19 protein-coding genes are annotated in these 24,532 nt (G+C 63.2%); 4 read left to right on the top strand and 15 right to left on the bottom strand.

The window, feature by feature from the left end; all coding sequences use genetic code 11:
* Positions 1 to 29: 29 nt before the first annotated feature.
* The 3 genes from mscK (at position 30) to trxC (ending at position 5,412) form a co-directional block, all read left to right on the top strand.
* A complete protein-coding gene (mscK, locus tag C3F42_RS19750; protein WP_094011038.1) occupies positions 30 to 3,335 on the top strand; it encodes a mechanosensitive channel MscK in 3,306 nt (1,101 codons plus the stop codon).
* 120 nt (positions 3,336 to 3,455) lie between these two features.
* A complete protein-coding gene (gene selO, locus C3F42_RS19745) occupies positions 3,456 to 4,916 on the top strand; it encodes a protein adenylyltransferase SelO (protein WP_094011037.1) in 1,461 nt (486 codons plus the stop codon).
* Between the two features lie 61 nt (positions 4,917 to 4,977).
* Entirely contained in the window at positions 4,978 to 5,412 is a 435-nt protein-coding gene (trxC, locus tag C3F42_RS19740; RefSeq protein WP_104444783.1) for a thioredoxin TrxC, read from the top strand.
* A 173-nt stretch (positions 5,413 to 5,585) separates the two neighbouring features.
* Here trxC and C3F42_RS19735 read toward each other — a convergent pair whose 3' ends face one another.
* The 4 genes from C3F42_RS19735 to C3F42_RS19720 all read right to left on the bottom strand — a co-directional run bounded on the left by C3F42_RS19735 (position 5,586) and on the right by C3F42_RS19720 (position 8,043).
* Positions 5,586 to 5,942 carry a type II toxin-antitoxin system HigA family antitoxin gene (locus tag C3F42_RS19735; RefSeq protein ID WP_031314915.1) on the bottom strand — a complete coding sequence of 119 codons (357 nt, stop codon included), beginning with the start codon at positions 5,940 to 5,942 and terminating at the stop codon, positions 5,586 to 5,588.
* Positions 5,932 to 6,198, bottom strand: a complete 267-nt coding sequence (locus C3F42_RS19730; RefSeq protein WP_256586216.1) for a type II toxin-antitoxin system HigB family toxin — start codon at positions 6,196 to 6,198, stop codon at positions 5,932 to 5,934. The genes C3F42_RS19735 and C3F42_RS19730 overlap by 11 nt, the downstream gene beginning before the upstream one ends.
* Positions 6,199 to 6,311: 113 nt before the next feature.
* On the bottom strand, positions 6,312 to 7,085 hold the full coding sequence (locus tag C3F42_RS19725) for a ParA family protein (protein ID WP_094011035.1): 774 nt from the start codon (positions 7,083 to 7,085) through the stop codon (positions 6,312 to 6,314).
* A gap of 52 nt (positions 7,086 to 7,137) precedes the next feature.
* Entirely contained in the window at positions 7,138 to 8,043 is a 906-nt protein-coding gene (locus C3F42_RS19720; protein WP_094011034.1) for a LysR family transcriptional regulator, read from the bottom strand.
* Between the two features lie 197 nt (positions 8,044 to 8,240).
* Between C3F42_RS19720 and C3F42_RS19715 the strand changes: the two genes are divergently transcribed.
* Complete coding sequence (locus tag C3F42_RS19715) at positions 8,241 to 9,398, top strand: MFS transporter (RefSeq protein ID WP_237750168.1); 1,158 nt, start codon at positions 8,241 to 8,243, stop codon at positions 9,396 to 9,398.
* 70 nt (positions 9,399 to 9,468) lie between these two features.
* On the opposite strand, the gene C3F42_RS19710 is transcribed toward C3F42_RS19715, so the two are convergent.
* The 11 genes from C3F42_RS19710 to pilM all read right to left on the bottom strand — a co-directional run bounded on the left by C3F42_RS19710 (position 9,469) and on the right by pilM (position 24,531).
* Entirely contained in the window at positions 9,469 to 9,816 is a 348-nt protein-coding gene (locus tag C3F42_RS19710; RefSeq protein ID WP_094011033.1) for a YgiW/YdeI family stress tolerance OB fold protein, read from the bottom strand.
* 115 nt (positions 9,817 to 9,931) lie between these two features.
* On the bottom strand, positions 9,932 to 10,996 hold the full coding sequence (gene hemE, locus C3F42_RS19705; protein WP_023631238.1) for a uroporphyrinogen decarboxylase: 1,065 nt from the start codon (positions 10,994 to 10,996) through the stop codon (positions 9,932 to 9,934).
* Between the two features lie 208 nt (positions 10,997 to 11,204).
* Positions 11,205 to 12,623: an FAD-dependent oxidoreductase gene (locus tag C3F42_RS19700; protein WP_094011032.1), complete on the bottom strand. Its 1,419-nt coding sequence runs from the start codon at positions 12,621 to 12,623 to the stop codon at positions 11,205 to 11,207.
* Positions 12,624 to 12,730: 107 nt separating this feature from the next.
* On the bottom strand, positions 12,731 to 17,176 hold the full coding sequence (gene gltB / locus C3F42_RS19695; protein ID WP_104444782.1) for a glutamate synthase large subunit: 4,446 nt from the start codon (positions 17,174 to 17,176) through the stop codon (positions 12,731 to 12,733).
* A gap of 375 nt (positions 17,177 to 17,551) precedes the next feature.
* Positions 17,552 to 19,177 carry an AAA family ATPase gene (locus C3F42_RS19685; RefSeq protein WP_104444781.1) on the bottom strand — a complete coding sequence of 542 codons (1,626 nt, stop codon included), beginning with the start codon at positions 19,175 to 19,177 and terminating at the stop codon, positions 17,552 to 17,554.
* Between the two features lie 15 nt (positions 19,178 to 19,192).
* Positions 19,193 to 20,290, bottom strand: a complete 1,098-nt coding sequence (gene aroB / locus C3F42_RS19680) for a 3-dehydroquinate synthase (RefSeq protein ID WP_023631794.1) — start codon at positions 20,288 to 20,290, stop codon at positions 19,193 to 19,195.
* 95 nt (positions 20,291 to 20,385) lie between these two features.
* Positions 20,386 to 20,904 (bottom strand): shikimate kinase AroK, encoded by a 519-nt coding sequence (gene aroK, locus C3F42_RS19675; protein ID WP_038706967.1) that lies wholly within the window; start codon positions 20,902 to 20,904, stop codon positions 20,386 to 20,388.
* 4 nt (positions 20,905 to 20,908) lie between these two features.
* Positions 20,909 to 22,132: a type IV pilus secretin PilQ gene (locus tag C3F42_RS19670; protein WP_023629542.1), complete on the bottom strand. Its 1,224-nt coding sequence runs from the start codon at positions 22,130 to 22,132 to the stop codon at positions 20,909 to 20,911.
* A gap of 49 nt (positions 22,133 to 22,181) precedes the next feature.
* Complete coding sequence (locus C3F42_RS19665; protein ID WP_104444780.1) at positions 22,182 to 23,102, bottom strand: pilus assembly protein PilP; 921 nt, start codon at positions 23,100 to 23,102, stop codon at positions 22,182 to 22,184.
* Positions 23,099 to 23,638 (bottom strand): PilN domain-containing protein, encoded by a 540-nt coding sequence (locus tag C3F42_RS19660; protein WP_023629541.1) that lies wholly within the window; start codon positions 23,636 to 23,638, stop codon positions 23,099 to 23,101. Before C3F42_RS19660 ends, C3F42_RS19665 begins: the two co-directional genes overlap by 4 nt.
* Positions 23,635 to 24,531, bottom strand: coding sequence for a type IV pilus biogenesis protein PilM (gene pilM, locus C3F42_RS19655; RefSeq protein ID WP_104444779.1), 897 nt, complete (start codon positions 24,529 to 24,531; stop codon positions 23,635 to 23,637). The genes C3F42_RS19660 and pilM overlap by 4 nt, the downstream gene beginning before the upstream one ends.
* Position 24,532: the final 1 nt, after the last annotated feature.

The raw sequence follows: 24,532 nt of genomic DNA, 5'->3' as shown, positions 1-24,532 counted from the left end.
ATTTGCCGCGTAACACAAGAACTCTGCCTATGTCCCTGCGTGACCATTGCCGGGCAGCCCTGCTGGGGCTGTGCCTGACCCTCTCGTTCGCCGCCGCTGCGGTGGAAATCCCGACCACTCCGGGCATCCAGAGCAGCCTCAGCAAGATCGCCGAGCGCAAACTGCCGGAGACCGAGCAGAAAGCCGTGCAACAGGTGCTGGAGCAGACCCTGGCGCTGCTCAACGCCCGCGACGACAGCGAAAAGAAGCTCGAAGCGCTCAAGCAGCAGTTGGCCAACGCGCCCCAGGAGATCCGCGACAGCCAACGCGAGCTGATCAAGCTCAAGGCTAGTGCCACCCTGCCGGTGGCGCAGCGCTACGCCAACCTGACGGTACCGCAGCTGGAGCAGATGCTCAGCGAACGCAGTACCCAACAGGGCGACCTGCAAAAGGGGCTCTCCGAAGCCAACAGCCTGATCATCAATTCGCAGACCCGCCCTGAACGCGCCCAGGCTGAGATCAGCAGCAACCAGATGCGCGCCCAGCAGATCAACAACAGCCTCAAGAGCGGCAAGGACAATGGGAAATCGCTTAACGCCGACCAGCGCAACCAGCTCAATGCCGAGCTGGCGTCGCTCAACGCCCTGACCTTGCTGCGCCGCCAGGAGCTGGCGAGCAATAGCGTGCTGCAGGACTTGGGCAACGCCCGCCACGACCTGCTGATCGAACGCGCCACCCGCCTGGAACAGGAAATCCAGGACCTGCAGACGCTGATAAACGAGAAGCGCCTGGCCCAGTCGCAACAGACCGTCACCCGCCAGTCGATCGAAGCGCAGAAGGCCGGCGGCAGCAACCTGCTGGCCACAGAGAGCACGGCCAACCTGCAGCTGTCCGACTACTTGCTGCGCAGCACCGACCGCCTCAACGAGGTCACCCAGCAGAACCTGCGCACCAAGCAGCAACTCGACAGCCTCACCCAGGCGGACCAGGCCCTGGACGAGCAGATCAACGTGCTCAAGGGCAGCCTGCTGCTGTCAAAGATCCTCTACAAGCAGAAACAAGCTCTGCCGCACCTGAAGGTCGACCGCGACCTGGCGGACCAGATCGCCGATATCCGCCTTTACCAGTTCGAGGTCAACCAGCAACGCGAGCAGATGAGCAGCCCATCCAACTATGTGGACAAGCTGCTGGCCAACCAGCCTGAGGAGGACGTGACCCCACAGTTGCGCAAGGCGCTGCTGGAGGTGGCGATCACTCGAGGCGATCTGCTCGAACGGCTGAACCGTGAGCTCTCGGCCCTGCTCAACGAGTGCATCACCCTGCAGCTGAACCAGAAACAGCTGCTGAGCACCGCCCAGAACCTGCGCACTACACTGGAAGAGCAGATGTTCTGGATCCCCAGCAACAAGCCGCTGGACTGGCAGTGGCTGCGCGAAGTGCCCGAACGTCTGACCTACCAGGTGGCCAGCCTGCCATGGGGCGCCGGCATCAAGGAGCTGGGCGACGGTCTGGTGCAACAGCCGCTACTGTTCCTGCCACTGATCCTGGTGATCGGCGCCCTGCTGTGGCGGCGCAAGGCGCTATACCGGCGCCTGGGCAAGGTCCATCAGGATATTGGCCACTTCAAGCGCGACAGCCAGTGGCATACGCCCCAGGCAATCCTGATCAACATCCTGCTTGCACTGCCGGTGGCCCTGGCCTTGACCCTGGGCAGCTATGCCTTGCAGATCGATGCCCGTGGTCAGAACGCCAATCTCGGCGCCGCCCTCTGGCAGATCGCCCAGGCCTGGCTGGTGTTCTACACCGCCTACCGCATCCTTGCCCCGGGCGGGGTTGCCGAGATCCATTTCCGCTGGCACAAACCCCAGGTCGAGTTTCTGCGCGGCTGGGTGCGCCGGCTCGGTACCGTGGTGCTGGCATTGGTCGGCGTGGTGGCGGTGGCCGAGCATCAGCCGTCGGCCCTGGCCGACGACGTGTTGGGCATTGGCGTGGTGCTGACCTGCTATGCGCTGATGGCCTGGCTGCTCAGCCGCCTGCTGCTGAGCAGCCCGGCGCACCAGAATACCTCGTTATTCCGCAAGGCGGTCGGGGTGGCCTTCACCGCCCTGCCCATCGCCCTGTTCGTGGCGGTGTGCTTCGGCTACTACTACACCGCCCTCAAGCTCACCGACAGGCTGATCTACACCCTCTACCTGCTGCTGTTCTGGCTGGTGATCGAGGCCGCGTTCGTGCGCGGCCTGTCGGTCGCGGCGCGGCGCCTGGCCTACCAGCGTGCCCTGAGCAAACGCCAGGCCGCCAAGGAAGGCCTGGATGGCGAGGTGGTGGTGGAGGAACCGACCCTGGACATCGAGCAGGTCAACCAGCAGTCGCTACGCCTGATCCGCCTGGCCCTGCTCGGCGGCTTCATCGGCGGTTTGTACTGGGTGTGGGCGGACCTGATCACAGTATTCGCCTACCTCAACAACATCACCCTGTACGAATACAGCAGCGGCACCGGCGCAGCTGCCAGCATGGTACCGATCAGCCTCGGCGACCTGCTCGGCGCCATGGTCATCGCCGGCATCGCCGTGGCCCTGGCCAGCAACCTGCCCGGCCTGCTCGAAGTGCTGGTGCTGTCGCGCCTGAACCTGGCCCAGGGCAGCGCCTACGCCATTACCACGCTGCTGTCCTATGTGATCGCCGGGGTCGGTATCGTCAGCACCCTGGCCACCCTCGGGGTCAGCTGGGACAAGCTGCAATGGCTGGTGGCGGCCCTGTCACTGGGCCTGGGCTTCGGCATGCAGGAGATATTCGCCAACTTCATCTCCGGCATCATGATCCTGTTCGAACGCCCGGTACGCATCGGCGACACCATCACCATCGGCAACCTGTCCGGCACGGTGAGCAGGATCCGCATCCGCGCCACCACCATCACCGATTTCGACCGCAAGGACATCATCGTCCCAAACAAGACCTTCATCACCGGCCAGCTGATCAACTGGTCGCTGACCGACACGGTCACCCGGGTGACGTTGAAGCTGGGCATAGACTACGGCTCGGACCTTGACCTGGTGCGCGACCTGCTGCTCAAGGGCGCCCACGAGAACCCACGGGTGCTCAAGGATCCGGAACCGCTGGTGTACTTCCTCAACTTCGGCGAAAGCTCGCTGGACCACGAGCTGCGCATGCACGTGCGCGACCTCGGCGACCGCAACCCGACGCTGGACGAGCTCAACCGCTATATCAACCGTGAGTTCAAGGCGCACAACATCAAGATCTCGGTGCGCCAGGTGGAGGTGTTCCTCATGGACCCGAAGAACGGCAAGCAGCAGTTGATCCCGATCGACAGCAAACCGGACAGCACGCCGCCGAGCTGAGTGGACGCCAGGGGGCATGCGCCCTGACAATGTCCTACCGCCTCGCGGGGCAAGCCTGCTCCCACGCAGCTGTGTGGGAGCAGGCTTGCCCCGCGATCATTCCAATCGCGGAGCCGGCCTGTGAAAACCCTTGACCACCTGACCTTCGACAACCGCTTCGCCCAACTCGGCGATGCCTTCTCCACCCAGGTCCTGCCCGACCCGATCGCCGCCCCCCGCCTGGTCGTTGCCAGCGATTCGGCAATGGCCCTGCTCGACCTCGACCCGGCCCAGGCCGAACTGCCAGTGTTCGCCGAGCTGTTCAGCGGCCACAAGCTCTGGGAGGAGGCCGACCCGCGTGCGATGGTCTACTCCGGCCACCAGTTCGGCTCCTACAACCCGCGCCTGGGCGATGGCCGCGGCCTGCTGCTGGGCGAGATCCTCAACGAGGCCGGCGAACACTGGGACCTGCACCTAAAGGGCGCCGGCCAGACGCCTTACTCACGCATGGGTGATGGCCGGGCCGTGCTGCGCTCGTCGATTCGCGAGTTCCTTGCCTCCGAGGCCCTGAGCGCGCTGGGCATCCCCAGCAGCCGGGCACTGTGCGTGATCGGCTCGAGCACCACGGTGTGGCGGGAAACCCGCGAAAGCGCCGCGATGCTGCTGCGCCTGGCCCATAGCCATGTGCGCTTCGGCCATTTCGAGTACTTCTACTACACGAAACAGCCAGAACAGCAGCGCGTGCTCATCGACCATGTGCTGCACCAGCACTATCCCGAATGCCGCGACGCCGCACAGCCTTACCTGGCCATGTTTCGCACCATCGTCGAACGCAATGCCGAGCTGATCGCTCGCTGGCAGGCCTACGGCTTCTGTCATGGGGTGATGAATACCGACAACATGTCGATCCTCGGCATCACCTTCGACTTCGGCCCCTACGCCTTCCTCGACGACTTTGACGCCAACTTCATCTGCAACCACTCCGACGACCGCGGCCGCTACAGCTACGCCAACCAGGTGCCAATCGCCCACTGGAACCTCAGCGCCCTGGCCCAGGCCCTGACCACGGTGATCGAGGTCGAGCCACTGAAGGAGATGCTGGCGCTGTTCCTGCCGCTGTACCAGGCCCACTATCTGGACCTGATGCGCCGCCGCCTGGGCCTGACCACCGCCGAGGACGACGACATGGCCCTGGTCGAACGCCTGCTGCAACGCATGCAGAGCGGCGGCGTGGACTACACGCTGTTCTTCCGCCGCCTGGGCGAGCAACCGGTGGCCGGCGCCCTGCAAGTGGTGCGCGACGATTTCGTCGACCTGGCCGGTTTCGATGCCTGGGGTGCGGACTACCTGGCACGCTGCGAGCGTGAGCCGGGTAATGCCGAAGGTCGCCGTGAGCGGATGCATGCGGTCAACCCTCTGTACATACTGCGCAATTATCTGGCGCAGAAGGCTATCGAAGCAGCAGAAGCCGGTGACTACAGTGAAGTGCGTCGGCTGCATCAGGTGCTGAGCAAACCGTTCGAGGAACAACCCGGGATGCAAGCGTATGCCGAGCGACCGCCGGAATGGGGCAAGCACCTGGAGATCAGCTGTTCGTCCTGAACGACGCCCTTTTGTGGGGCCCGCTCCCACAGTGCCCCTTGAATGCCCATTGGAGTTGAACATGCCTGATCCACTGCTAATCCCCTGCCCACACTGCAACGGCCTCAACCGCATCCCCGCCGAGCGCCTGGGCGACACGCCGAAATGTGGCCGCTGCAAACAGAACGTGCTGCTGAGCAGCTCGTTCGAGCTGACCGAAGGCAACTATGCCGCCCAGATCAAAGGTGATCTGCCGCTGCTGCTGGATGTCTGGGCCGACTGGTGCGGCCCGTGCAAGAGCTTCGCCCCGACCTTCGAACAAGCCGCTCGGCAGCTCTCGGGCCGCTGCCGCCTGGCCAAGCTCGACAGCGAGACCAACCGCAACCTGGCCGGGCAACTGGGCATCCGCTCAATCCCGAGCCTGATCCTGTTCAGGAACGGCCGCGAAGTGACCCGCCAGGCCGGCGCGTTTCCACTTCAGTCGTTGCTGGAGTGGCTGCGCGGGCAAGGGGTCTAGTGTCCTGTCTCGGAAATAAGCTGTTCACTTTTGACGGCGTCTTGGGCGCCCGGCCCGCGTTGCCACTCCTCGCCATAGCCTCGCTATGACTCGTCGCGGCGCCTTGGCCGAACACCCAAGCCACCTGCCAAAAGAGAACGTATTTCCGAGACAGGACACGAGAGAGAGGTTTACTAAGCTCCCGCGAGAAGTGACTCGTAGGGGATCCTCAAGCCATCGTGAAGGCGTTTGATCATCGAAAGACTCAAACCACGCTTGCCATTCAACACTTCGGAAACGCGTCCACTAGGGCCGATGTATCGCTCAAGGTCACGTGCTGTAAGCCCCTGCTGATCCATGCAGAACTTGATGGCCTCAATAGGGTTGGCGGCTTGAATGGGATAGTGCTTGTTCTCATAGACTTCGATCAATGTAACAAGCACTTCCATTTCATCGGCCTCAGGCGTGCCGGGCTCGGCCTGGAAAATGACTTCTAACCGCTTGAACGCGGCGTGCAGGTCATCATCACTGCGGATAGGCTTAATATTCATTGATCGTCTCCACGTCGATCTCGTCATAACGCTTGTGCGTACCGACGAATTTGACCCAGGCAATGCCGGACCGGTACTGCATTTCCACTACGAGGCGGTACTTGTTGCCTCCGATGTTGAAGACCACGCGGTTGTTGGCACAGACACTGGCATTACCAATCTGGTCTTTCACGTCCTGAGGCGAAGACCAGACGGCCTTGAGCACCAAGTCATGCCAACTCTCCAGTGGTGCCTTGGCGTCCTCATGCCCTGGCATCTCCCAGAACCTGACCAGCGTTCGCTATGCAATTATCCGCATCCCGGCGCAATCTCCCGTTTTGGGAGATAGTAGTGATGAACTGCGTGAGCCACAAGCGCAGTCCGTCCGATCTAGGCGCTACGCTCCAGCAAATCATGCAGCTCGACGAACTGCTGAGTCAGCTTGTGCCGTGGCTCCAGGTGGATCAGCGGCAGGCTGGCGTGGTGGGACTCACGCATCTTCACCGAACTGCCGAGGTAAACCGGTAGCACCGGCAGGCCTTCGGCCAGCAGTTCGTCGAGCATCTGCTGGGGCAGGCTGGCGCGAGACTGAAATTGGTTGACCACGATGCCCTCGACCATCAGGTCGTCGTTGTGGTCTTCCTTGAGCTCATCGATCTCGGCCAGCAGGCCATACAGGGCCTGGCGCGAGAAGCTGTCGCAATCGAAGGGGATCAGCACGCGATCGGCCGCGATCAATGCGGAAACCGCGTAAAAATTGAGTGCTGGAGGGGTATCGATATAGATCCGCTCGTAGTCCTCGTCCAGCTCGTCCAGCAGTTTGCGCAGCTTGTTGATCTTGTGCTTGGCCTCGAGCTTGGGCTGCAGGTCGGCCAGCTCGGGGGTGGCGGTCACCACGTGGAGGTTGTCAAAAGGGGTTTCGTAGATATCGACCTTGTTCTTCTTGGCGAACGGTCCGCTGGACAGTGACTGCTTGAAAAAGTCGGCGATGCCCATGGGGATATCGTCGCCAGTCAGGCCGGTGAGGTACTGGGTCGAGTTGGCCTGGGCATCCAGGTCGATCAGCAAGGTCCGATAGCCTTCACTGGCACTGACCGCCGCAAGATTGCAGGCAATGCTCGACTTGCCCACGCCACCTTTCTGATTGAACACCACGCGCCGCATGTCAGACCTCCGTGTATCAACGAATGCCCGAGTATGTGGCCAGCGCGGCGGTTTAGCCAGCACCTTCGGGCTGCTCCAGCCCGGCCAGCAACGCGACGAAGGCATTGGCCATGGCCGAGCCAGACGCTTCGCGGCGCACCAGCCACACGGCGGTCATGGCCTGCTCGTCGAGCAGTGTGCGATACACCACTCCCTCGATGCGCATGCGCTGGAACGACGCTGGCAGCACCGACACTCCGAGCCCCGCAGAGACCAGGCCAATGATGGTCATCGCCTCCCCGGCCTCCTGGGCAAAATGCGGGCTGAAACCCGCCTGGCGCGCCAGGCTCAGCAACTGGGCATGCAGGCCGCTGCCATAGCTGCGCGGAAAGAACACGAAGGGCTCGTGGGCCAGAGCCTGCATGTACAGCCCCTGCTCGCTGCCGCTGGCCAGCGGATGCGATGCGTTGAGCACGGCCACCAAAGGTTCGCGGAACAGTTCGGTACAAGCGATCCCTTCGGGCAGTGGCATCGGCCGCATCAGACCTACTTCGATGGACTCATCGAACACCGCCTCGACCACTTCACGGCTGCTCATTTCCTTCAAATTCAGATGCACCGAGGGGAAACGATGGCGAAAGGCGTGAATAGCCTTGGGAATCCGCGAGGTGAAAGGCGCCGACGAGGTGAATCCGATCTTCATCTCACCCAATTCGCCCAGCTGCGCCCGGCGGGCCACATCAGCGGCCTTTTCCACCTGGACCAGGACTTGCCGGGCCTCTTCGAGGAACAACCGCCCGGCCTCGCTGAGCTCGACCCGGCGGTTGGTGCGCTCGAACAGCCGTGCGCCCAGCTCCTGCTCCAAGGCCTGGATCTGCTGGCTCAGCGGCGGTTGCGAGATGCCCAGTTGCTGGGCGGCACGGCCAAAGTGCAGCTCTTCGGCTACAGCGATGAAATAACGCAGGTGTCGCAGCTCCATGGCCGGCTCCGAACAGGTCGTTAAACGTCTTAAACAGGTCGAACAATATATTGGATCTAATTATTAGCCAGCTATATGATTTTTCCATCGCAACGCCCCGAGGTACCGCTCCCGTGAGATCCGCCGTCGCCCCCCTGCCCGTCGAACCCAAACCTGCCTTCAACGACATCTGGATCGAGAAAGGCACCCCCGCCTTCATGAAAACCGTGCTGGCGCTGTTCAGCGGCGGCTTTGCCACCTTCGCCCTGCTGTACTGCGTGCAGCCGATGATGCCGCTGCTGTCGCAGGAGTTCGCCATCAACGCCGCGCAGAGCAGCCTGGTGCTGTCGGTGTCCACCGCCATGCTGGCGATCGGGTTGCTGGTCACCGGCCCCATTTCCGACCGTATCGGCCGCAAGCCGGTGATGGTCTTCGCCTTGCTGTGCGCGGCGCTATCGACCCTGGCCAGCGCGGTGATGCCGAGCTGGGAGCTGGTGCTGGCCACGCGGGCACTGGTGGGTTTGTCGCTGAGCGGCTTGGCAGCGGTTGCGATGACCTACCTGAGCGAAGAGATCCACCCGCAGCACATCGGCCTGGCCATGGGGCTGTACATCGGCGGCAATGCCATTGGCGGCATGAGCGGGCGCCTGATCACCGGCGTGTTGATCGACTTCGTCAGCTGGCACACGGCGATGCTGGTGATCGGCGGCCTGGCCCTTGTGGCGGCCGTGGTGTTCTGGAAGGTGCTGCCCGAATCGCGCAACTTCCGGCCCCAGTCATTGAAACCCCGCAGCCTGCTGGACGGTTTCGTCATGCACTTCAAGGATGCCGGGCTGCCCTGGCTGTTCCTTGAGGCCTTCCTGCTGATGGGCGCCTTCGTCACCCTGTTCAACTACATCGGCTATCGCCTGCTCGCCGGGCCTTACCATATGAACCAGGCGCTGGTCGGCCTGCTGTCGGTGGTGTACCTGTCGGGGATCTACAGCTCGGCGCAGGTCGGCGCGCTGGCCGACAAGCTCGGGCGGCGCAAGGTGTTCTGGGCCAGTATCGTGGTCATGGCCGGCGGCCTGCTCATGACATTGGCCAACCCGCTGGCCATGATCATTCTCGGCATGCTGGTGTTCACCTTTGGCTTCTTTGGCGCGCATTCGGTGGCCAGCAGCTGGATCGGCCGCCGGGCGCTGAGGGCCAAGGGGCAAGCTTCTTCGCTGTACCTGTTCAGCTATTACGCAGGGTCGAGTGTGGCGGGGACGGTAGGTGGGGTGTTCTGGCATTACGCCGGGTGGGAGGGGGTTGGAATGTTCATTGGCAGTTTGCTGATGGTGGCTTTGCTGGTGGCGTTGCATTTGAGCAGGTTGGCGCCGAAGACTGCCTGAGTAGGGATGCTTTGCAGCCCAATCGCCGCGGTTCGTCGCCACGACAAGCCGCGGTGATTGGGCCTTTGGATCAGTTGATGATCTCGACGATATCCACATCCACCTCACGGCTCATCAGGTGCTTCTCCACCTCACCGGTCAGCTTGACCTTGGTCTTGTCGTTGAACGGCGTCGCTGGCAAGTCTTCGTCGTCGATCTCGACGGTGATTGTGCCGGTGTTGTCCTTGAACTCGTACTTGTCGTCGTTGTTGATCTTCTTGATCACGTAGCCTTGCAACACCACCGGGGTGTCGTCGGCGGCATCGTTGGCGGCAGCCACCGTGGTCACGGACTGGGCACCGGGGCCGGTGTAGCCGGCGGCCAGGGCCGCGGTGCTGAACAGTGGGGCGAGGATCAGAGGCAGGTAACGGGTTTTCATGGTGATCGGGTCCTGTTTGCGTTTTGATGGCACCAGATTACCGACGATCGCTGAATTGAAACTTAATACAACAAAAAGCCCGGCACTTGGCCGGGCTTCTTGCGTTGCACACGGGTTACTGGTGGTACTGCGCCGACAGCTCGTGCACGGCGTTGATGAATACGCCGGCGTGCTCCGGATCGACTTCCGGGGTGATGCCATGGCCCAGGTTGAACACGTGGCCGCTGCCCTTGCCGTAGCTGGCCAGGATGCGCGCCACTTCCTTGCGAATCGCCTCGGGGTTGGCGTACAGCACGGTCGGGTCCATGTTGCCCTGCAACGCGACCTTGTCACCGACGCGGCGGCGGGCGTCGCCGATTTCGCAGGTCCAGTCCAGGCCAAGGGCGTCGGCACCGACATCGGCGATGCTTTCCAGCCACAGACCGCCGTTCTTGGTGAACAGGATCACGGGCACCTTGCGCCCTTCATGCTCGCGGATCAGGCCGCTGACGATCTTGCGCATGTAGGCCAGGGAGAACTCCTGGTAGGCCGCCGCAGACAGGTTGCCACCCCAGGTATCGAAGATTTGCACCGCCTGGGCGCCCGCCTGGATTTGCCCGTTGAGGTAGCTGGTGACCGACTGCGCCAGTTTGTCCAGCAGCAGGTGCAGGGCCTGCGGGTTGTCATAGGCCATGGCCTTGATCTTGCGGAAGTCCTTGGACGAACCTCCTTCGACCATGTAGGTGGCCAGGGTCCATGGGCTGCCGGAGAAGCCGATCAGCGGCACACGGCCGTTGAGTTCGCGGCGGATGGTGCTGACCGCGTCCATCACGTAGCCCAGGTCCTTCTGCGGATCGGGGATCGGCAACGCTTCGATGTCCGCCAGGGTGCTGATGACTTTCTTGAAGCGCGGGCCTTCGCCGGTCTCGAAGTACAGGCCCTGGCCCATGGCGTCGGGGATGGTGAGGATGTCCGAGAACAGGATCGCCGCGTCCAGCGGGTAGCGGTCCAGCGGCTGCAGGGTGACCTCGCAGGCAAACTGCGGGTTCATGCACAGGCTCATGAAGTCACCGGCCTTGGCGCGGCTGGCGCGATACTCCGGGAGGTAGCGGCCGGCCTGGCGCATCATCCATACCGGGGTGACATCTACAGGTTGCTTGAGCAGTGCACGCAGGAAACGATCGTTCTTCAGGGCAGTCATGTCGGCATCCGGAAAAAAAGTGCGGGCATTTTCTCAGACGCGGACGCAAAAGGCACGGCCATGGCCATGCGTTTTGTCTATCAGGTGCCATGGATCAAACATTTTTGTATACAAAAAGCATCGCGGGGCCAGTCGGATCGCCGCACCGCCGCTCCCACGCAGCCTTATCACTGGCGTGGGAGCGGGATTAGCCCGCGATAAGGCTGGATCAGACTTCGAGGTAATCCAGAATGCCTTCGGCTGCGGTACGCCCTTCGAAGATCGCCGTCACCACCAAGTCCGAACCCCGCACCATGTCGCCACCGGCAAACACTTTCGGGTTGCTGGTCTGGTGCTTGAACTTGCCTTTCTCCGGGGCCACCACGCGGCCTTGGCTGTCCATCTGGATACCGAACTGCTCGAACCACGGCGCCGGGCTCGGGCGGAAGCCGAAGGCAATCACCACGGCGTCGGCCGGCAGGATCTCCTCGGAGCCCGGGATTGGCTCGGGGCTGCGGCGACCACGGGCATCCGGCTCGCCGAGACGGGTCTCGACCACCTTCACGCCCTCGACCTTGTCCTCGCCGACGATGGCGATGGGCTGGCGGTTGTAGAGGAACTTCACGCCCTCTTCCTTGGCATTCTTCACCTCTTTGCGCGAACCCGGCATGTTGGCCTCGTCACGGCGATAGGCACAGGTCACCGACTTGGCGCCCTGGCGGATCGAGGTGCGGTTGCAGTCCATCGCGGTGTCGCCTCCGCCAAGCACCACGACCTTCTTGCCCTGCATGTCGACGAAGTCTTCCGGCGACTTTTCAAAGCCCAGGTTGCGGTTGACGTTGGCGATCAGGAAGTCCAGCGCGTCGTGCACACCCGGCAGGTCCTCGCCGGGGAAGCCGCCCTTCATGTAGGTGTAGGTGCCCATGCCCATGAACACCGCGTCGTACTCGGCGAGCAATTGCTCCATGGTGATGTCGCGGCCCACCTCAATGTTCAGGCGGAACTCGATGCCCATGCCGGTGAAGACTTCGCGGCGATTGCTCAGCACGGTCTTTTCCAGCTTGAACTCGGGGATGCCGAAAGTCAGCAGGCCACCGATCTCGGGGTTGCGGTCGAACACTACCGGGGTCACGCCGGCACGTACCAGCACATCGGCGCAGCCCAGGCCGGCAGGGCCGGCGCCGATGATGGCGACACGCTTGCCAGTCGGCTTGACCTTGGACATGTCCGGGCGCCAGCCCATGGCGAAGGCGGTGTCGGTGATGTACTTCTCCACCGAGCCGATGGTTACCGCGCCGAAGCCGTCGTTCAGGGTGCACGCACCCTCGCACAGGCGGTCCTGCGGGCACACGCGGCCACAGACTTCCGGCAGGGTGTTGGTCTGGTGCGACAGCTCGGCTGCCGCGAGGATGTTGCCCTCGGAAACCAGCTTCAACCAGTTGGGAATGAAGTTGTGCACCGGGCACTTCCACTCGCAATACGGGTTACCGCATCCCAGGCAGCGGTGCGCCTGCTCCACGGACTGCTGCGGCTTGAAAGGTTCGTAGATCTCGACGAACTCCTTCTTGCGCTGGCGCAGCAGCTTTTTCTTGGGGTCTTTACGCCCCACTTCGATGAACTGGAAGTCGTTGCTCAGACGTTCAGCCATTTTTCAAAACCTCTTTACCGCAGTTGCCAGCTACACGCTGCAAGCTGCAAGACGATCACTTAAGCCCGACGAACCCCGCACACGGGGCCCGTCACTTGCAGCTGTTCTTACTGCGGGTTGGCACGGGTGCTGGACAACAGGTGCTTGAGGTTGGCCGCCTTCGGCTTGACCAGCCAGAAGCGCCGCACGTAGTCGTCCAGGTTCTCCGAGAGCTCACGCCCCCACTCGCTGCCGGTCTCTTCCACGTACTCGCCCAGGACCCGCGCCAGGTGGCTGCGGTAGGCTTCCATCGCCTCACCACTGATACGCTGGATTTCCACCAGCTCGTGGTTGAGTTTGTCGAAGAAGCTGTTGTCCATGTCGAGCACGTAGGCGAAGCCGCCAGTCATGCCAGAACCGAAGTTGTAACCGGTCTTGCCCAGGACGCAGACAAACCCGCCGGTCATGTATTCACAGCAGTGATCGCCGGTGCCCTCGACCACAGCGTGGGCGCCGGAGTTACGTACAGCGAAGCGCTCGCCCGCGGTGCCTGCGGCGAACAGCTTGCCGCCGGTGGCGCCATACAGGCAGGTGTTGCCGACGATGGCGCTGTGCTGGGTTTCGAACGGGCTTCCGGCCGGTGGCACGATGGTCACCTTGCCCCCGGTCATGCCCTTGCCGACGTAGTCGTTGGCGTCGCCTTCCAGGTGCAGGTTCAAACCGCCGGCGTTCCACACGCCGAAGCTCTGGCCCGCGGTGCCCTTGAAGCGGAAGGTGATCGGCGCGGCGGCCATGCCCTGGTTGCCGTGCAGCCTGGCGATTTCGCCAGAGATGCGTGCACCGATGGAACGGTCGCAGTTGCAGATGTCCATGGCGAATTCACCACCAGCCATGTCGCGGATCGCCGGCAGGGCCATGGCGACCATCTTCTCGGCCAGTTCGCCCTGGTCGAACGGCGGGTTCTTGTCCACCTGGCAGAACTGCGGCTTGTCAGCCGGGATATGCGAGCTACCCAGCAGCGGCGTCAGGTCGAGGTGGCCCTGGCGCTCGGTGTCGCCCGGCAGCACATCCAGAAGGTCGGTACGGCCGATCAGCTCGCCCAGGCTGCGCACGCCCAGCTTGGCCAGCCACTCGCGGGTCTCTTCGGCGACGAAGGTGAAGAAGTTGATCACCATGTCGACGGTGCCGATGTAGTGGTCCTTGCGCAGCTTGTCGTTCTGGGTGGCCACGCCGGTGGCGCAGTTGTTCAGGTGGCAGATGCGCAGGTACTTGCAGCCCAGGGCGATCATCGGCGCGGTGCCGAAACCGAAGCTCTCGGCGCCGAGGATCGCGGCCTTGATCACGTCCAGGCCGGTTTTCAGGCCGCCATCGGTCTGCACCCGCACCTTGCCGCGCAGGTCGTTGCCGCGCAGGGTCTGGTGGGTTTCAGCCAGGCCCAGTTCCCACGGAGCGCCGGCGTACTTGATCGAGGTCAGCGGCGAAGCGCCGGTGCCGCCGTCGTAGCCGGAAATGGTGATCAGGTCGGCATAGGCCTTGGCCACGCCGGCGGCGATGGTGCCCACGCCGGCTTCGGCAACCAGCTTGACCGAGACCAGGGCCTGCGGGTTGACCTGCTTGAGGTCGTAGATCAGCTGGGCCAGATCTTCGATCGAGTAGATGTCGTGGTGCGGCGGCGGCGAAATCAGGGTCACGCCCGGTACCGCATAGCGCAGCCTTGCGATCAGGCCGTTGACCTTGCCGCCCGGCAACTGGCCGCCCTCGCCGGGTTTGGCGCCCTGGGCGACCTTGATCTGCAGCACTTCGGCATTGACCAGGTATTCCGGGGTCACGCCAAAGCGGCCGGTGGCCACCTGCTTGATCTTCGAGCTTTTGACGGTGCCGTAGCGGGCCGGGTCTTCGCCGCCTTCGCCGGAGTTGGAGCGCGCGCCGAGGCGGTTCATTGCCTCGGCCAGGGCTTCGTGCGCCTCTGGCGACAGCGCGCCCAGGGAGATACCAGCGGAGTCGAACCGCTTGAGGATCGCGTCCAGTGGCTCGATTTCATCCAACGGCAGGGCCTGGTCGGCCACCTTCACTTTCAGCAGGTCGCGGATCATCGACACCGGACGCTGGTCGACCAGCGAGGTGTATTCCTTGAACTTGGCGTAGTCCCCCTGTTGCACGGCGGCCTGCAGGGTGTTGACCACGTCCGGGTTGTAGGCATGGTATTCGCCACCATGGACGAACTTGAGCAAGCCACCTTGCTGGATTGGCTTGCGCGCGCTCCAGGCTTCGGCTGCGAGCAGCTTCTGGTCGCTCTCCAGGTCTTCGAAACGCGCCCCCTTGATACGGCTCGACACACCCTTGAAGCTTAGGCCAACCACCTCCTCGGACAGACCGATGGCTTCGAACAGCTGCGCGCCACGGTACGAGGTGATGGTGGAGATGCCCATCTTCGACAGGATCTTCAGCAGACCCTTGGAGATGCCCTTGCGGTAGTACTTGAACACTTCGTCCAGATCACCCAGCACTTCGCCGGTGCGGATCAGGTCGGCCAGCACTTCGTAGGCCAGGTACGGGTATACAGCCGAGGCACCGAAGCCCAGCAGCACGGCGAAGTGGTGCGGGTCGCGGGCAGTGGCGGTCTCGACCAGAATGTTGCTGTCGCAACGCAGCCCTTGTTCGGTCAGACGGTGGTGTACAGCGCCTACGGCCAGCGAGGCGTGTACCGGCAGCTTGCCCGGGGCAATGTAGCGGTCGCTGAGCACCAGCTGGGTCTTGCCGCCGCGCACCGCTTCTTCGGCCTGGTCGGCGATATTGCGGATGGCCGCTTCAAGGCCGAGGCTTTGCTCATAGTTGAGGTCGATCAGCTGGCGGTCGAAACCTTCGCGCTCCAGGTTCATCAGCGAACGCCACTTGGCAGGCGAGATGACTGGCGAGCTGAGGATCACCCGCGAGGCATGCTCGGGGGACTCCTGGAAGATGTTGCGCTCGGCGCCCAGGCAGATTTCCAGGGACATCACGATCGCTTCGCGCAGCGGGTCGATCGGCGGGTTGGTCACCTGGGCGAACTGCTGGCGGAAGAAATCGTACGGCGAACGCACGCGCTGCGACAGCACGGCCATCGGCGTGTCGTCGCCCATCGAGCCGACCGCTTCCTGGCCCTGCTCGCCGAGCGGGCGCAGCACCTGGTCACGTTCCTCGAAGGTGACCTGGAACATCTTCATGTATTGCTTGAGCTGGTCAGCGTCGTAGCTGGCCACGCCCTGGTCGTCGCTCAGGGTCGCCTGGATGCGCGTGGCGTGCTGGCGCAACCAGCGCTTGTAAGGGTGGCGCGACTTCAGGCGGTTGTCGATGGCGTCGGTGTCGAGGATCTGGCCGGTCTCGGTATCGACAGCCAGGATCTGGCCTGGGCCGACACGGCCCTTGGCCAGGACTTCCTCGGGCTGGTAACCCCATACGCCGATTTCCGAGGCGATGGTGATGTAGCCGTTGGTGGTGGTCACCCAGCGCGCCGGGCGCAGGCCATTGCGGTCGAGCAGGCACACCGCGTGGCGGCCTTCGGTCATGACGATACCGGCCGGACCATCCCACGGTTCCATATGCATGGAGTTGTATTCGTAGAAGGCACGCAGGTCGGCGTCCATGGTCTCGACGTTCTGCCAGGCTGGCGGTACCAGCATGCGCACGCCGCGGAACAGGTCGATGCCGCCAGTGACCATCAGCTCGAGCATGTTGTCCATGCTGGATGAGTCGGAACCTACGCGGTTGACCAGCGGGCCGAGCTCTTCGAGGTCGGGGATCAGGTCGTTGGCGAACTTGGTGCGACGGGCCATGGCCCAGTTGCGGTTGCCGGTGATGGTGTTGATCTCGCCGTTGTGGGCGAGGAAGCGGAAGGGCTGCGCCAGCGGCCACTTCGGCAGGGTGTTGGTGGAGAAGCGCTGGTGGAACACGCAGATTGCGGTCTGCAGGCGCTCGTCACCCAGGTCCGGATAGAACGCCGCGAGATCGCGCGGCATCATCAGGCCTTTGTAGATGATGGTCTTGTGCGAGAAGCTGCAGATGTAGTGGTCGGCGTCGTGGGCGTTGGCCACGGACGAACGGCGACGGGCACTGAACAGCTTGATGGCGAATTCCTGATCGCTCAGGCCTTCGCCGCCGATGAACACCTGCTCGATCTGCGGCAGGCGCTCCAGGGCCAGACGGCCAAGGACGCTGGTGTCGATCGGCACCTTGCGCCAGCCCACCAGCGTGAGGCCGGCATTGACGATCTCGCGATCCATGTTGGCGCGGGCGGCTTCGGCTTTGACCGGGTCCTGGTTGAAGAACACCATGCCGACGGCGTACTGCCTGGGCAGCTCGGCGGCGAAGTGCTCCTGGGCCACGGCGCGCAGGAATTGATCGGGCTTCTGCATGAGCAGACCGCAACCGTCGCCGGTCTTGCCGTCGGCGTTGATGCCGCCGCGGTGGGTCATGCAGGTCAGCGCCTGCATGGCGGTTTGCAGAAGGTGGTGACTCGGCTCGCCCGTCATATGGGCGATCAGGCCGAAACCACAGTTGTCCTTGAATTCTTCGGGATGGTACAGACCTGTTTTCATAGACACTTTCTCACCAGGTTCACCTCTCAACCGGAGGCAAATCTCTTTTTTAACAACCACTTACCATCCACGCCGATCAAATGCCAGCTTTTTTGCGGTGGCCATGGAAAACCATTGTTGCACAGCGACAGCAACGCCCACAAATTTTCATGTCTCACCATTGAAAATTTATGTCGTAATTTTGAATGTTTTTAAGTCGTACGCCGTGATAGCGGCATGACTGGAGTCTGAAGCGTTTCAGCCAGGACTGCAAGAAAGGGCTCGTGGCCGGCAGTCTGGGACAGAAAAGCCTGCCGCGCTCGGGCGCAGCAGGCTAGTTGAAAGCTAGAAAGTCGCTCAGCAACTGGGCGGCGGGGTGATGCCGCCCGGAAGGTATCAGCGGGCCGTGGCCAGCTCTTGTTGGACGCTGCCCACGGTACGTGGCCAAGGTTTACCAGCCTGGACCTTGGCTGGCAAGTTCTTGATTGCCGCAGCGGCGGCATCGCGGCTGGCGAAATTGCCGTAGGTCACCACATACAGCGGCTTGCCCTGCAGGTTTTTCCTGAAGTAGCGATAGTCGCCACCCTGTGCCTTGACGAACGACTGTGCCGACGCCTCGGAACTGGTGCCGAAGATCTGCACCACGTAGTTACCGGGCTTCTGGCCAGCATACCAGCTGCTGTTGCCGGCGCCGCCGGCAGCCGGTTTCTCGGCAGGTTTGGCTGCGGGCTTGGCGCTCGCGACCTGGGTCGGAGCCGGGGCTGGCTTGGCAGGTGCAACCGGCTTTGCCGGCTGGGTTGCTACAGGTTTTGTCGCAGGCGCAACCGGCTGTACCGGAGCGCTGGTCACCGGCTGGGCCGGAGTCGGCGCAGGGCTGGCGGTGGCACCTTGCGGCGGCGCGATGGTGGTCACGGTCGGCGGCACGGCAGCCGATGGCGTGGCTGGCTGCAGTGCAGTGTTGTCGGCCGGCCCGCCGTCTTCACCTTCACCCATGCCAGCGGCCTGGGCCAGCGGTTCGCGCATCACCGGCTGCGACTGACCGACCAGCGGCAACGGCATCGGCTGCGAGGAGCCGGAGAACTCGATGGCGGGCGCGCCGCCGTTGCCACCCTGGCCCAGGGGCAATTGGGCCTGGGCAGCGGGGGGCGCGTCGGCCGGGGCCTTGTCGCCTTTCTTGGGCATCAGGACCGCCGCGCCAACGGCAACCACGACCACTGCGGACAACGCGAGCACGTGTTTCTTAGGCATTTTGAACCCCATGGATGGTCGCTTGACCGTGGTACGGCTGGCGATCATGGCTTCGATCAAGGTATCGCGGGCGACCTGGTTGATGTTCCCAGGCCAGCCGTCGGAGTTTTCGTGGATGTCGACGATCTGCTCGGCGGTGAACACCTCGATGCCCCGGCCAGCACCCTCCAGGCGCTGCTCCAGGTACTCGCGGGTTTCTTCCTCGCTGTACGGGGCCAGTTCGATGACGTGGAATCGCTCGCCATCGGCATTGAGCTCATCCAACCCGGCGATCAGCGAAGGCTCGCCGAACAGGAACACATGCGGGCGTCCTTCAGCTACGCCTGCCGCCAACTCCAGCAACGCTTGGAGTGCCGACTCGTCCAGTTGTTCCGCATCGTCCACCAGCAGATAGACTTCCTGGCCGGTCAGCGCCAGTTGCACCACCTGCGACAGGATCGCCTGCACTTCCGGCTGCGCCACACCCAGCGACTGCGCCACCTGGCCAAGCACGCTGGCCGCGTCGCTGGCACCACGGGCGGATACCACCACGCTTTGCACCGACTGCTTGTTGGTGCTGGCCACCAGTGCCTGGCGCAGCAAGGTCTTGCCGCTGCCCACAGGGCCGGTGACCGCCAGCATCAGCTGGCTGTAGCGCGCCAGATGATGCAGCTGGCCAAGCACTGGCTTGCGCTGGGCGGGAAAGAACTTGAAACCGGGCACCCGGGGGGCGAACGGATCGTGGCTCAGCTGGTAATGATCGAGAAACGCCTCATCGGCATGCAGACTGGTCATTGCGTTGTCACAACCTCAAAGCTGGGCCACGATCGCGCGGTAATCCGCCGCCAGCGTGGCCTGAAGAATCTCTGTCGAATAGTCGTCAGTGACGACGGCCTCGCCCAGCTGGCGCAGCAGCACCAGGCGCAGGCGCCCGTCGAGCACTTTCTTGTCGACCGCCATGTGCTCCATGAAATGCGCCGGGGTCATTTCCTGTGGTGGCACCACCGGCAATCCTGCGTCCTGCAGCAGGCGAATTCCGCGATCACGCGCCGGCTGGTCGATCCAGCCCAGGCGCATGGACATTTCCAGGGCCATGACCGTGCCGGCCGCCACGGCTTCGCCGTGCAGCCAGACGCCATAACCCATGTGTGTTTCGATGGCATGGCCGAATGTGTGGCCAAGGTTGAGCGTGGCACGCACGCCCGATTCGCGCTCATCAGCGCCAACCACGGCAGCCTTGGCCGCGCAGGAGCGACGGATGGCCTCGGTCAGGGCAACGGAGTCCAGGGCACGCAGTGCCTGCATATTGTCTTCGAGCCAGGCAAGGAATGGCTTGTCGCAGATCAGGCCGTACTTGATGACTTCGGCGAGACCGGCGGACAGCTCACGCGCGGGCAAGGTTTTCAGACTGGTAGTATCGATCAGCACCGCGTTGGGCTGGTAGAAGGCGCCCACCATGTTCTTGCCCAGCGGGTGGTTGATGCCGGTCTTGCCGCCCACCGAGGAGTCCACCTGGGACAACAGCGTGGTCGGCACCTGGATAAAATCGACCCCACGCTGGTAGCAGGCTGCGGCAAAGCCGGCCATGTCACCGATCACGCCGCCACCGAGGGCGACCACGGTGGTGCGCCGGTCATGACGCGCGGTCAGCAGGGCATCGAAGATCAGTTGCAGGGTTTCCCAGTTCTTGTGGGCCTCGCCGTCGGGCAACACCACCGGCAGCACCGAGTAGGCACCCAGGGTCTTGCTCAGGCGTTCGAGGTACAGGGGCGCGACGGTCTCGTTGGAGACGATGGCGACCTGCCGGCCGGCAATGTGCGGCGCCAGCAGCTCGGGCTGGTCAAGCAGGCCTTCGCCAATGTAGATCGGGTAGCTACGCTCGCCCAGGTCGACCTTAAGTGTCTGCATGTTTCCCCACAATGTACTTGGGCGCGGTGGCACTGTGGCCCCACGCGGTGACGTTCAACCCCGTCTCGGCGTTGGTCGCCGAGGATAGACCCCGCTCAGCGGGGCGGCAACTTCTGCAGACGCTCGAGAATGTCGAGCACGACCATGCGAGGTGGCCGTTCGTCGGTTTCCACCACCAGGTCGGCAATCTCGCGATAGAGCGGGTCGCGGGTTTCTAGCAGGGCACGCAAGGTGGCTTCCGGGTTGGCTGTGCGCAGCAGCGGTCGGTTGCGGTCACGGGAAGTGCGCCCCACCTGCTGCTCCACCGAGGCATGCAGGTAGATCACCCGGCCACCGGCGTGCAGCGCGGCACGGTTGGCATCGCGCATCACCGCGCCGCCACCGGTCGCCAGGACCACGCCATCAAGCGCGCAGAGTTCGGCAATCATCGCCTGCTCGCGGTCGCGAAAGCCCGGCTCGCCTTCCTTGTCGAAGATCCACGGGATATTGGCGCCGGTTCGCAGCTCGATTTCCTTGTCGGAATCCTTGAACAGCAGGCGCAGCTCTTTGGCCAACAGGCGTCCGATGGTGCTTTTCCCAGCGCCCATGGGCCCTACAAGTATCAAATTTCGCACAGAATCAACGACTCACAGCAATCGCCTGGTCACTCATGATACGCGGAGTCAGGAAGACCAGCAGCTCGGATTTTTTCTCTTGTAATGCATCGCGTCGAAACAGCCGCCCAACATACGGCAGATCGCCGAAAAATGGCACCTTGTCGACCACTTTGTTCTGCGACGTCGAGTACACGCCGCCAATCACAATGGTCTGCCCATCGGTCACCCGGACCTTCGCCGTAACCTCGTTCTTGCGGATCGGCGGTACATTGTTGAGTGCATTGATGAAGTCGGGCTCGTCCTTGGTCACGCGCACATCCATCACTACCTTGCCATCCGGCGTGATCTGCGGCGTTACCTCCAGCGACAGGGAGGCCTCACGGAAAGAAATGGAGGTAGCCCCACTGCGAGTGGTCTCTTGATAGGGTACTTCGGTCCCCTTGAGTATGCGGGCGGTTTCCTTGTCAGCCGTGACCACCTTGGGCTGGGAGATGATCTCGCCATTGCCGCTCTTCTCCATGGCGCTGAGCTCCAGATCCAGCAGAATGTCGCTGCGCAGCAGGCCCACGCCGAGCCCGGAAGTGGCCCGTTCAACCCCAAGGTCGACGAACAGGTCACTACCCAGGCGACTGTCCACCCCATACAACGGGCCGCCCCATCGCACACCCAGGCCCTTCTCGTAATCGACACTGGCTTCTACGATACGCGCCTCGATCATGACCTGGCGTACCGGCACATCCAACTGCGCTACCAACCTTCGCAAATCGGCAAGTCGTTCGCCAGGCTGGGTAACCACCAGCGTGTTGGTCCGTGCATCCACACTGAGGCTGCCGCGCCCAGTCAGGATGCCGTCATCGGCCAAGCTCGCAAGCAACAGTTCCGCCAGCTCGGCGGCTTTTGCATGAAAGACAGGGATCAGCTCTCGTCGCAAAGGCTCCAGCAACACCTCCTCGCCCATGCCCCGGGCCTGCCCGGCCAGCTCAGCAACGGGAGCGATCAACAGCACGTTGCCCTCCTGGCGCCGGCCCAGCCCCTTGCTGCGCAGCACAAGGTCAAGTGCCTGGGCCCAAGGCACGTCTTCCAGGTGCAGGGTTATTCGCCCCTGCACCGAATCGCTGGCGACCAGGTTGACGCCGGCGTGCTCCGCCATGACCTGAAGCACTGAGCGCAGTTCGACATCCTGGAAGTTGAGCGATATCGGCTCACCCTGGAATTGCGCTGCCTGCACTGCCAGGATGTTCGACATCAACCCTAAGCCACTCAACCATCGCCTCGGCCTCATCCCTGACCTCTCCTTACTCACGCTTCTCAAGCACCAGATACCGATAACGCGCCAGCCAGCGCCCGCCGAGGTAGATCCGCTCGCGGACCTCCAGCTGACCAGCATCAACGGCTACCACGACCCCCTCATCCAATCCGAGCCGGTCGCCTTGCCCAACCCGGTACAAGTGCTCCGCCGAACGCAACAATGCCTGCCGGCGCCCTGACTGGTACAGGCTTCCGACCATTTCCAGTCGCGCCAAGGGAATATGCCGCAGCTCTTTACCAGGTGTGGCGGGCAACCAGGCTTGAAATGGATCGAACGTGGTCTTCGACAGAGCGGCCTGCGCAGGTTCATCCGCCAAGGCAGCCGGCACGGGTAGCTCTTCCCCTGGGTGATAGGCATGTATCAGCAACCGGGCGCCAACCACTTCTGAGCCTTCCTCCTGCAAGGCCAGCCTGAGCTGGGGCACATTCAACAACCGCAACTGCTGCAGCCACTGCTCAAGCCACAAGCGCAACGCCGGGTAGCGCCCGTGCACGCTGATCTCCAAAGGCTGCAGACGATATCCTGCTGCCTCCTGCGCTTCGTTTACTTCGATGCGTTCGAATGACAGACCATGCTCATGACCCGACAAAGCCAGCTGGTCGAGCAGTTCACTCATGCCCTCTCCCGCAGCCAATCGCCAGCGCAACGCTTGCAGCCCGGTCATGGCTTGTTCCAGAGCCTGTTGCGCTCTCTCAAGCTCGACAAGTTTTTCCGCCCCATCCGCCAAGACACCCTGTAGCTGCAACTGCCTCTGGACTGCCTCGGCATGGCTATTGAGCGGCTCACGCAAGCGGGCGATATAACCCGCGAAAACCACCAGAAACAGCAGCCCTACTGCCAGCACCCACCGGACCAACCAAGACCGGGCCACCAGGCCCTGCCAATCCTGGAGCCACGGGCGGTTCATGACTCACCCGCCAACAAGCGTGCCGCCAGCAGGAATTCATCGCCCTGGCCATGACGCCGCAAGTGAACAAGCTCCAGGTCCCGCACCATCTTTACCTGCTCCAGGCTGCGCATAAGCCTGGCCACCACTGAAGCAGAGGCAGCCAACCCGGCAAGGCGCAGACGCCCGTCCTCCACACCTACCTCGGTCAAGCGCGCGCCTTCGGGCATTGCCTGCTCCAGTGCGCGAAACAGCCCAGGCAACTGCGCCCGTCCGGCGCTCAGCGCAGACACCGTCGCTTGCTGGGCCAACAACGCATCCCGTGCTTCACGCAACTTATCGATCTGCCGCAGCGAAGCGTCCAACCGCTCAACGGCCGCCTGCTGCGTGGCGATGACCTGCGCCTGCCTGGCCAGACGCGACCGCGCCATTCGATCAAGCAACATCACCCCGCACAGCGCCACCACAAGCGTGCCGACCAAGGTGATCTGGAATCGCCGCACAGCGCTTGCCCTGCGCTGTTCGCGCCAGGGCATCAGGTTCAGTCGCCCTTTCATACCGGGCCTCCCATTGCCAAACCACAGGCAAGAGCCATGGCAGCAGCGGGCACGCTGGTTTCATCGAAACCGCTGACCAGAGGGCCCGGGCGACCGACATGGCATTTCACGCCCAGACGCTCCGACAAGTCTGCCGCTCGAGCTTCATCGGCGGCGGCCCCGAACAAAACAACCTGCTCAAACGCGCCCTGGATATCCGGCTGCCAGAGCCCATCGACAGCCTCGGCCCAGCGCTCCAGAGAAGGCAAGGCAATGCGCTGCCGATGCGGCACGCGGCCTCCCTGCCAACGGTGCAGGATCACCTCGTCCGGCTCCAACTGCAGCAGCGCCATGTCGCCTGCCTGCGGCTCAGGCACCAGCGCCCGCCGCAACGCGAAACTGTCCACCTCCACGGCCACCAACTGCAAGCCGGCTTGCGCGAACACGCGCTCCAGTGGGTCGAGCTGACTTTGCCTACAGGCCACCACCAACACCTCGACCTGCCCGACATCCTCCACGCATGGGTCATGCACCTGGAAATCCAGGGCAAGGTCCTCCACAGGAAAGGGAAACAGCTGCTCGGCCTGCGCGAGCAAGGCAGCTTCGACGGCATGGCCGGGCAACCCGGCAGGCAGGCGGCAAACCTTGCAGATGACCTGCGATGCAGGCAACGCCAGGGCGGCCCGGCACTGCGAAGTTCGACACCGGGCATGGGCCTGCCGCAAACCCGCGACCAGGCGCTCCATCTGATCAAACTCCAATGAGCTACCTGACGCAGCCCCAAGGCGCTCGTGCGCCCAGCCCACCACCCGACAACCGCCACGCTGGCGGCGCAGGTGCAGCATTCGTATCGCGTCGGAGGTAATTTCCACCCCCAGCAGTGAACCGGTGTCCCTGCCAAAGCGTCCAAGCATG

Source organism: Pseudomonas sp. PONIH3, assembly GCF_002934345.1.
Classification (GTDB): domain Bacteria; phylum Pseudomonadota; class Gammaproteobacteria; order Pseudomonadales; family Pseudomonadaceae; genus Aquipseudomonas; species Aquipseudomonas soli.
The sequence above is the reverse complement of the archived record's forward strand: the minus strand, read 5'-3'. Positions and strand labels throughout refer to the sequence as shown.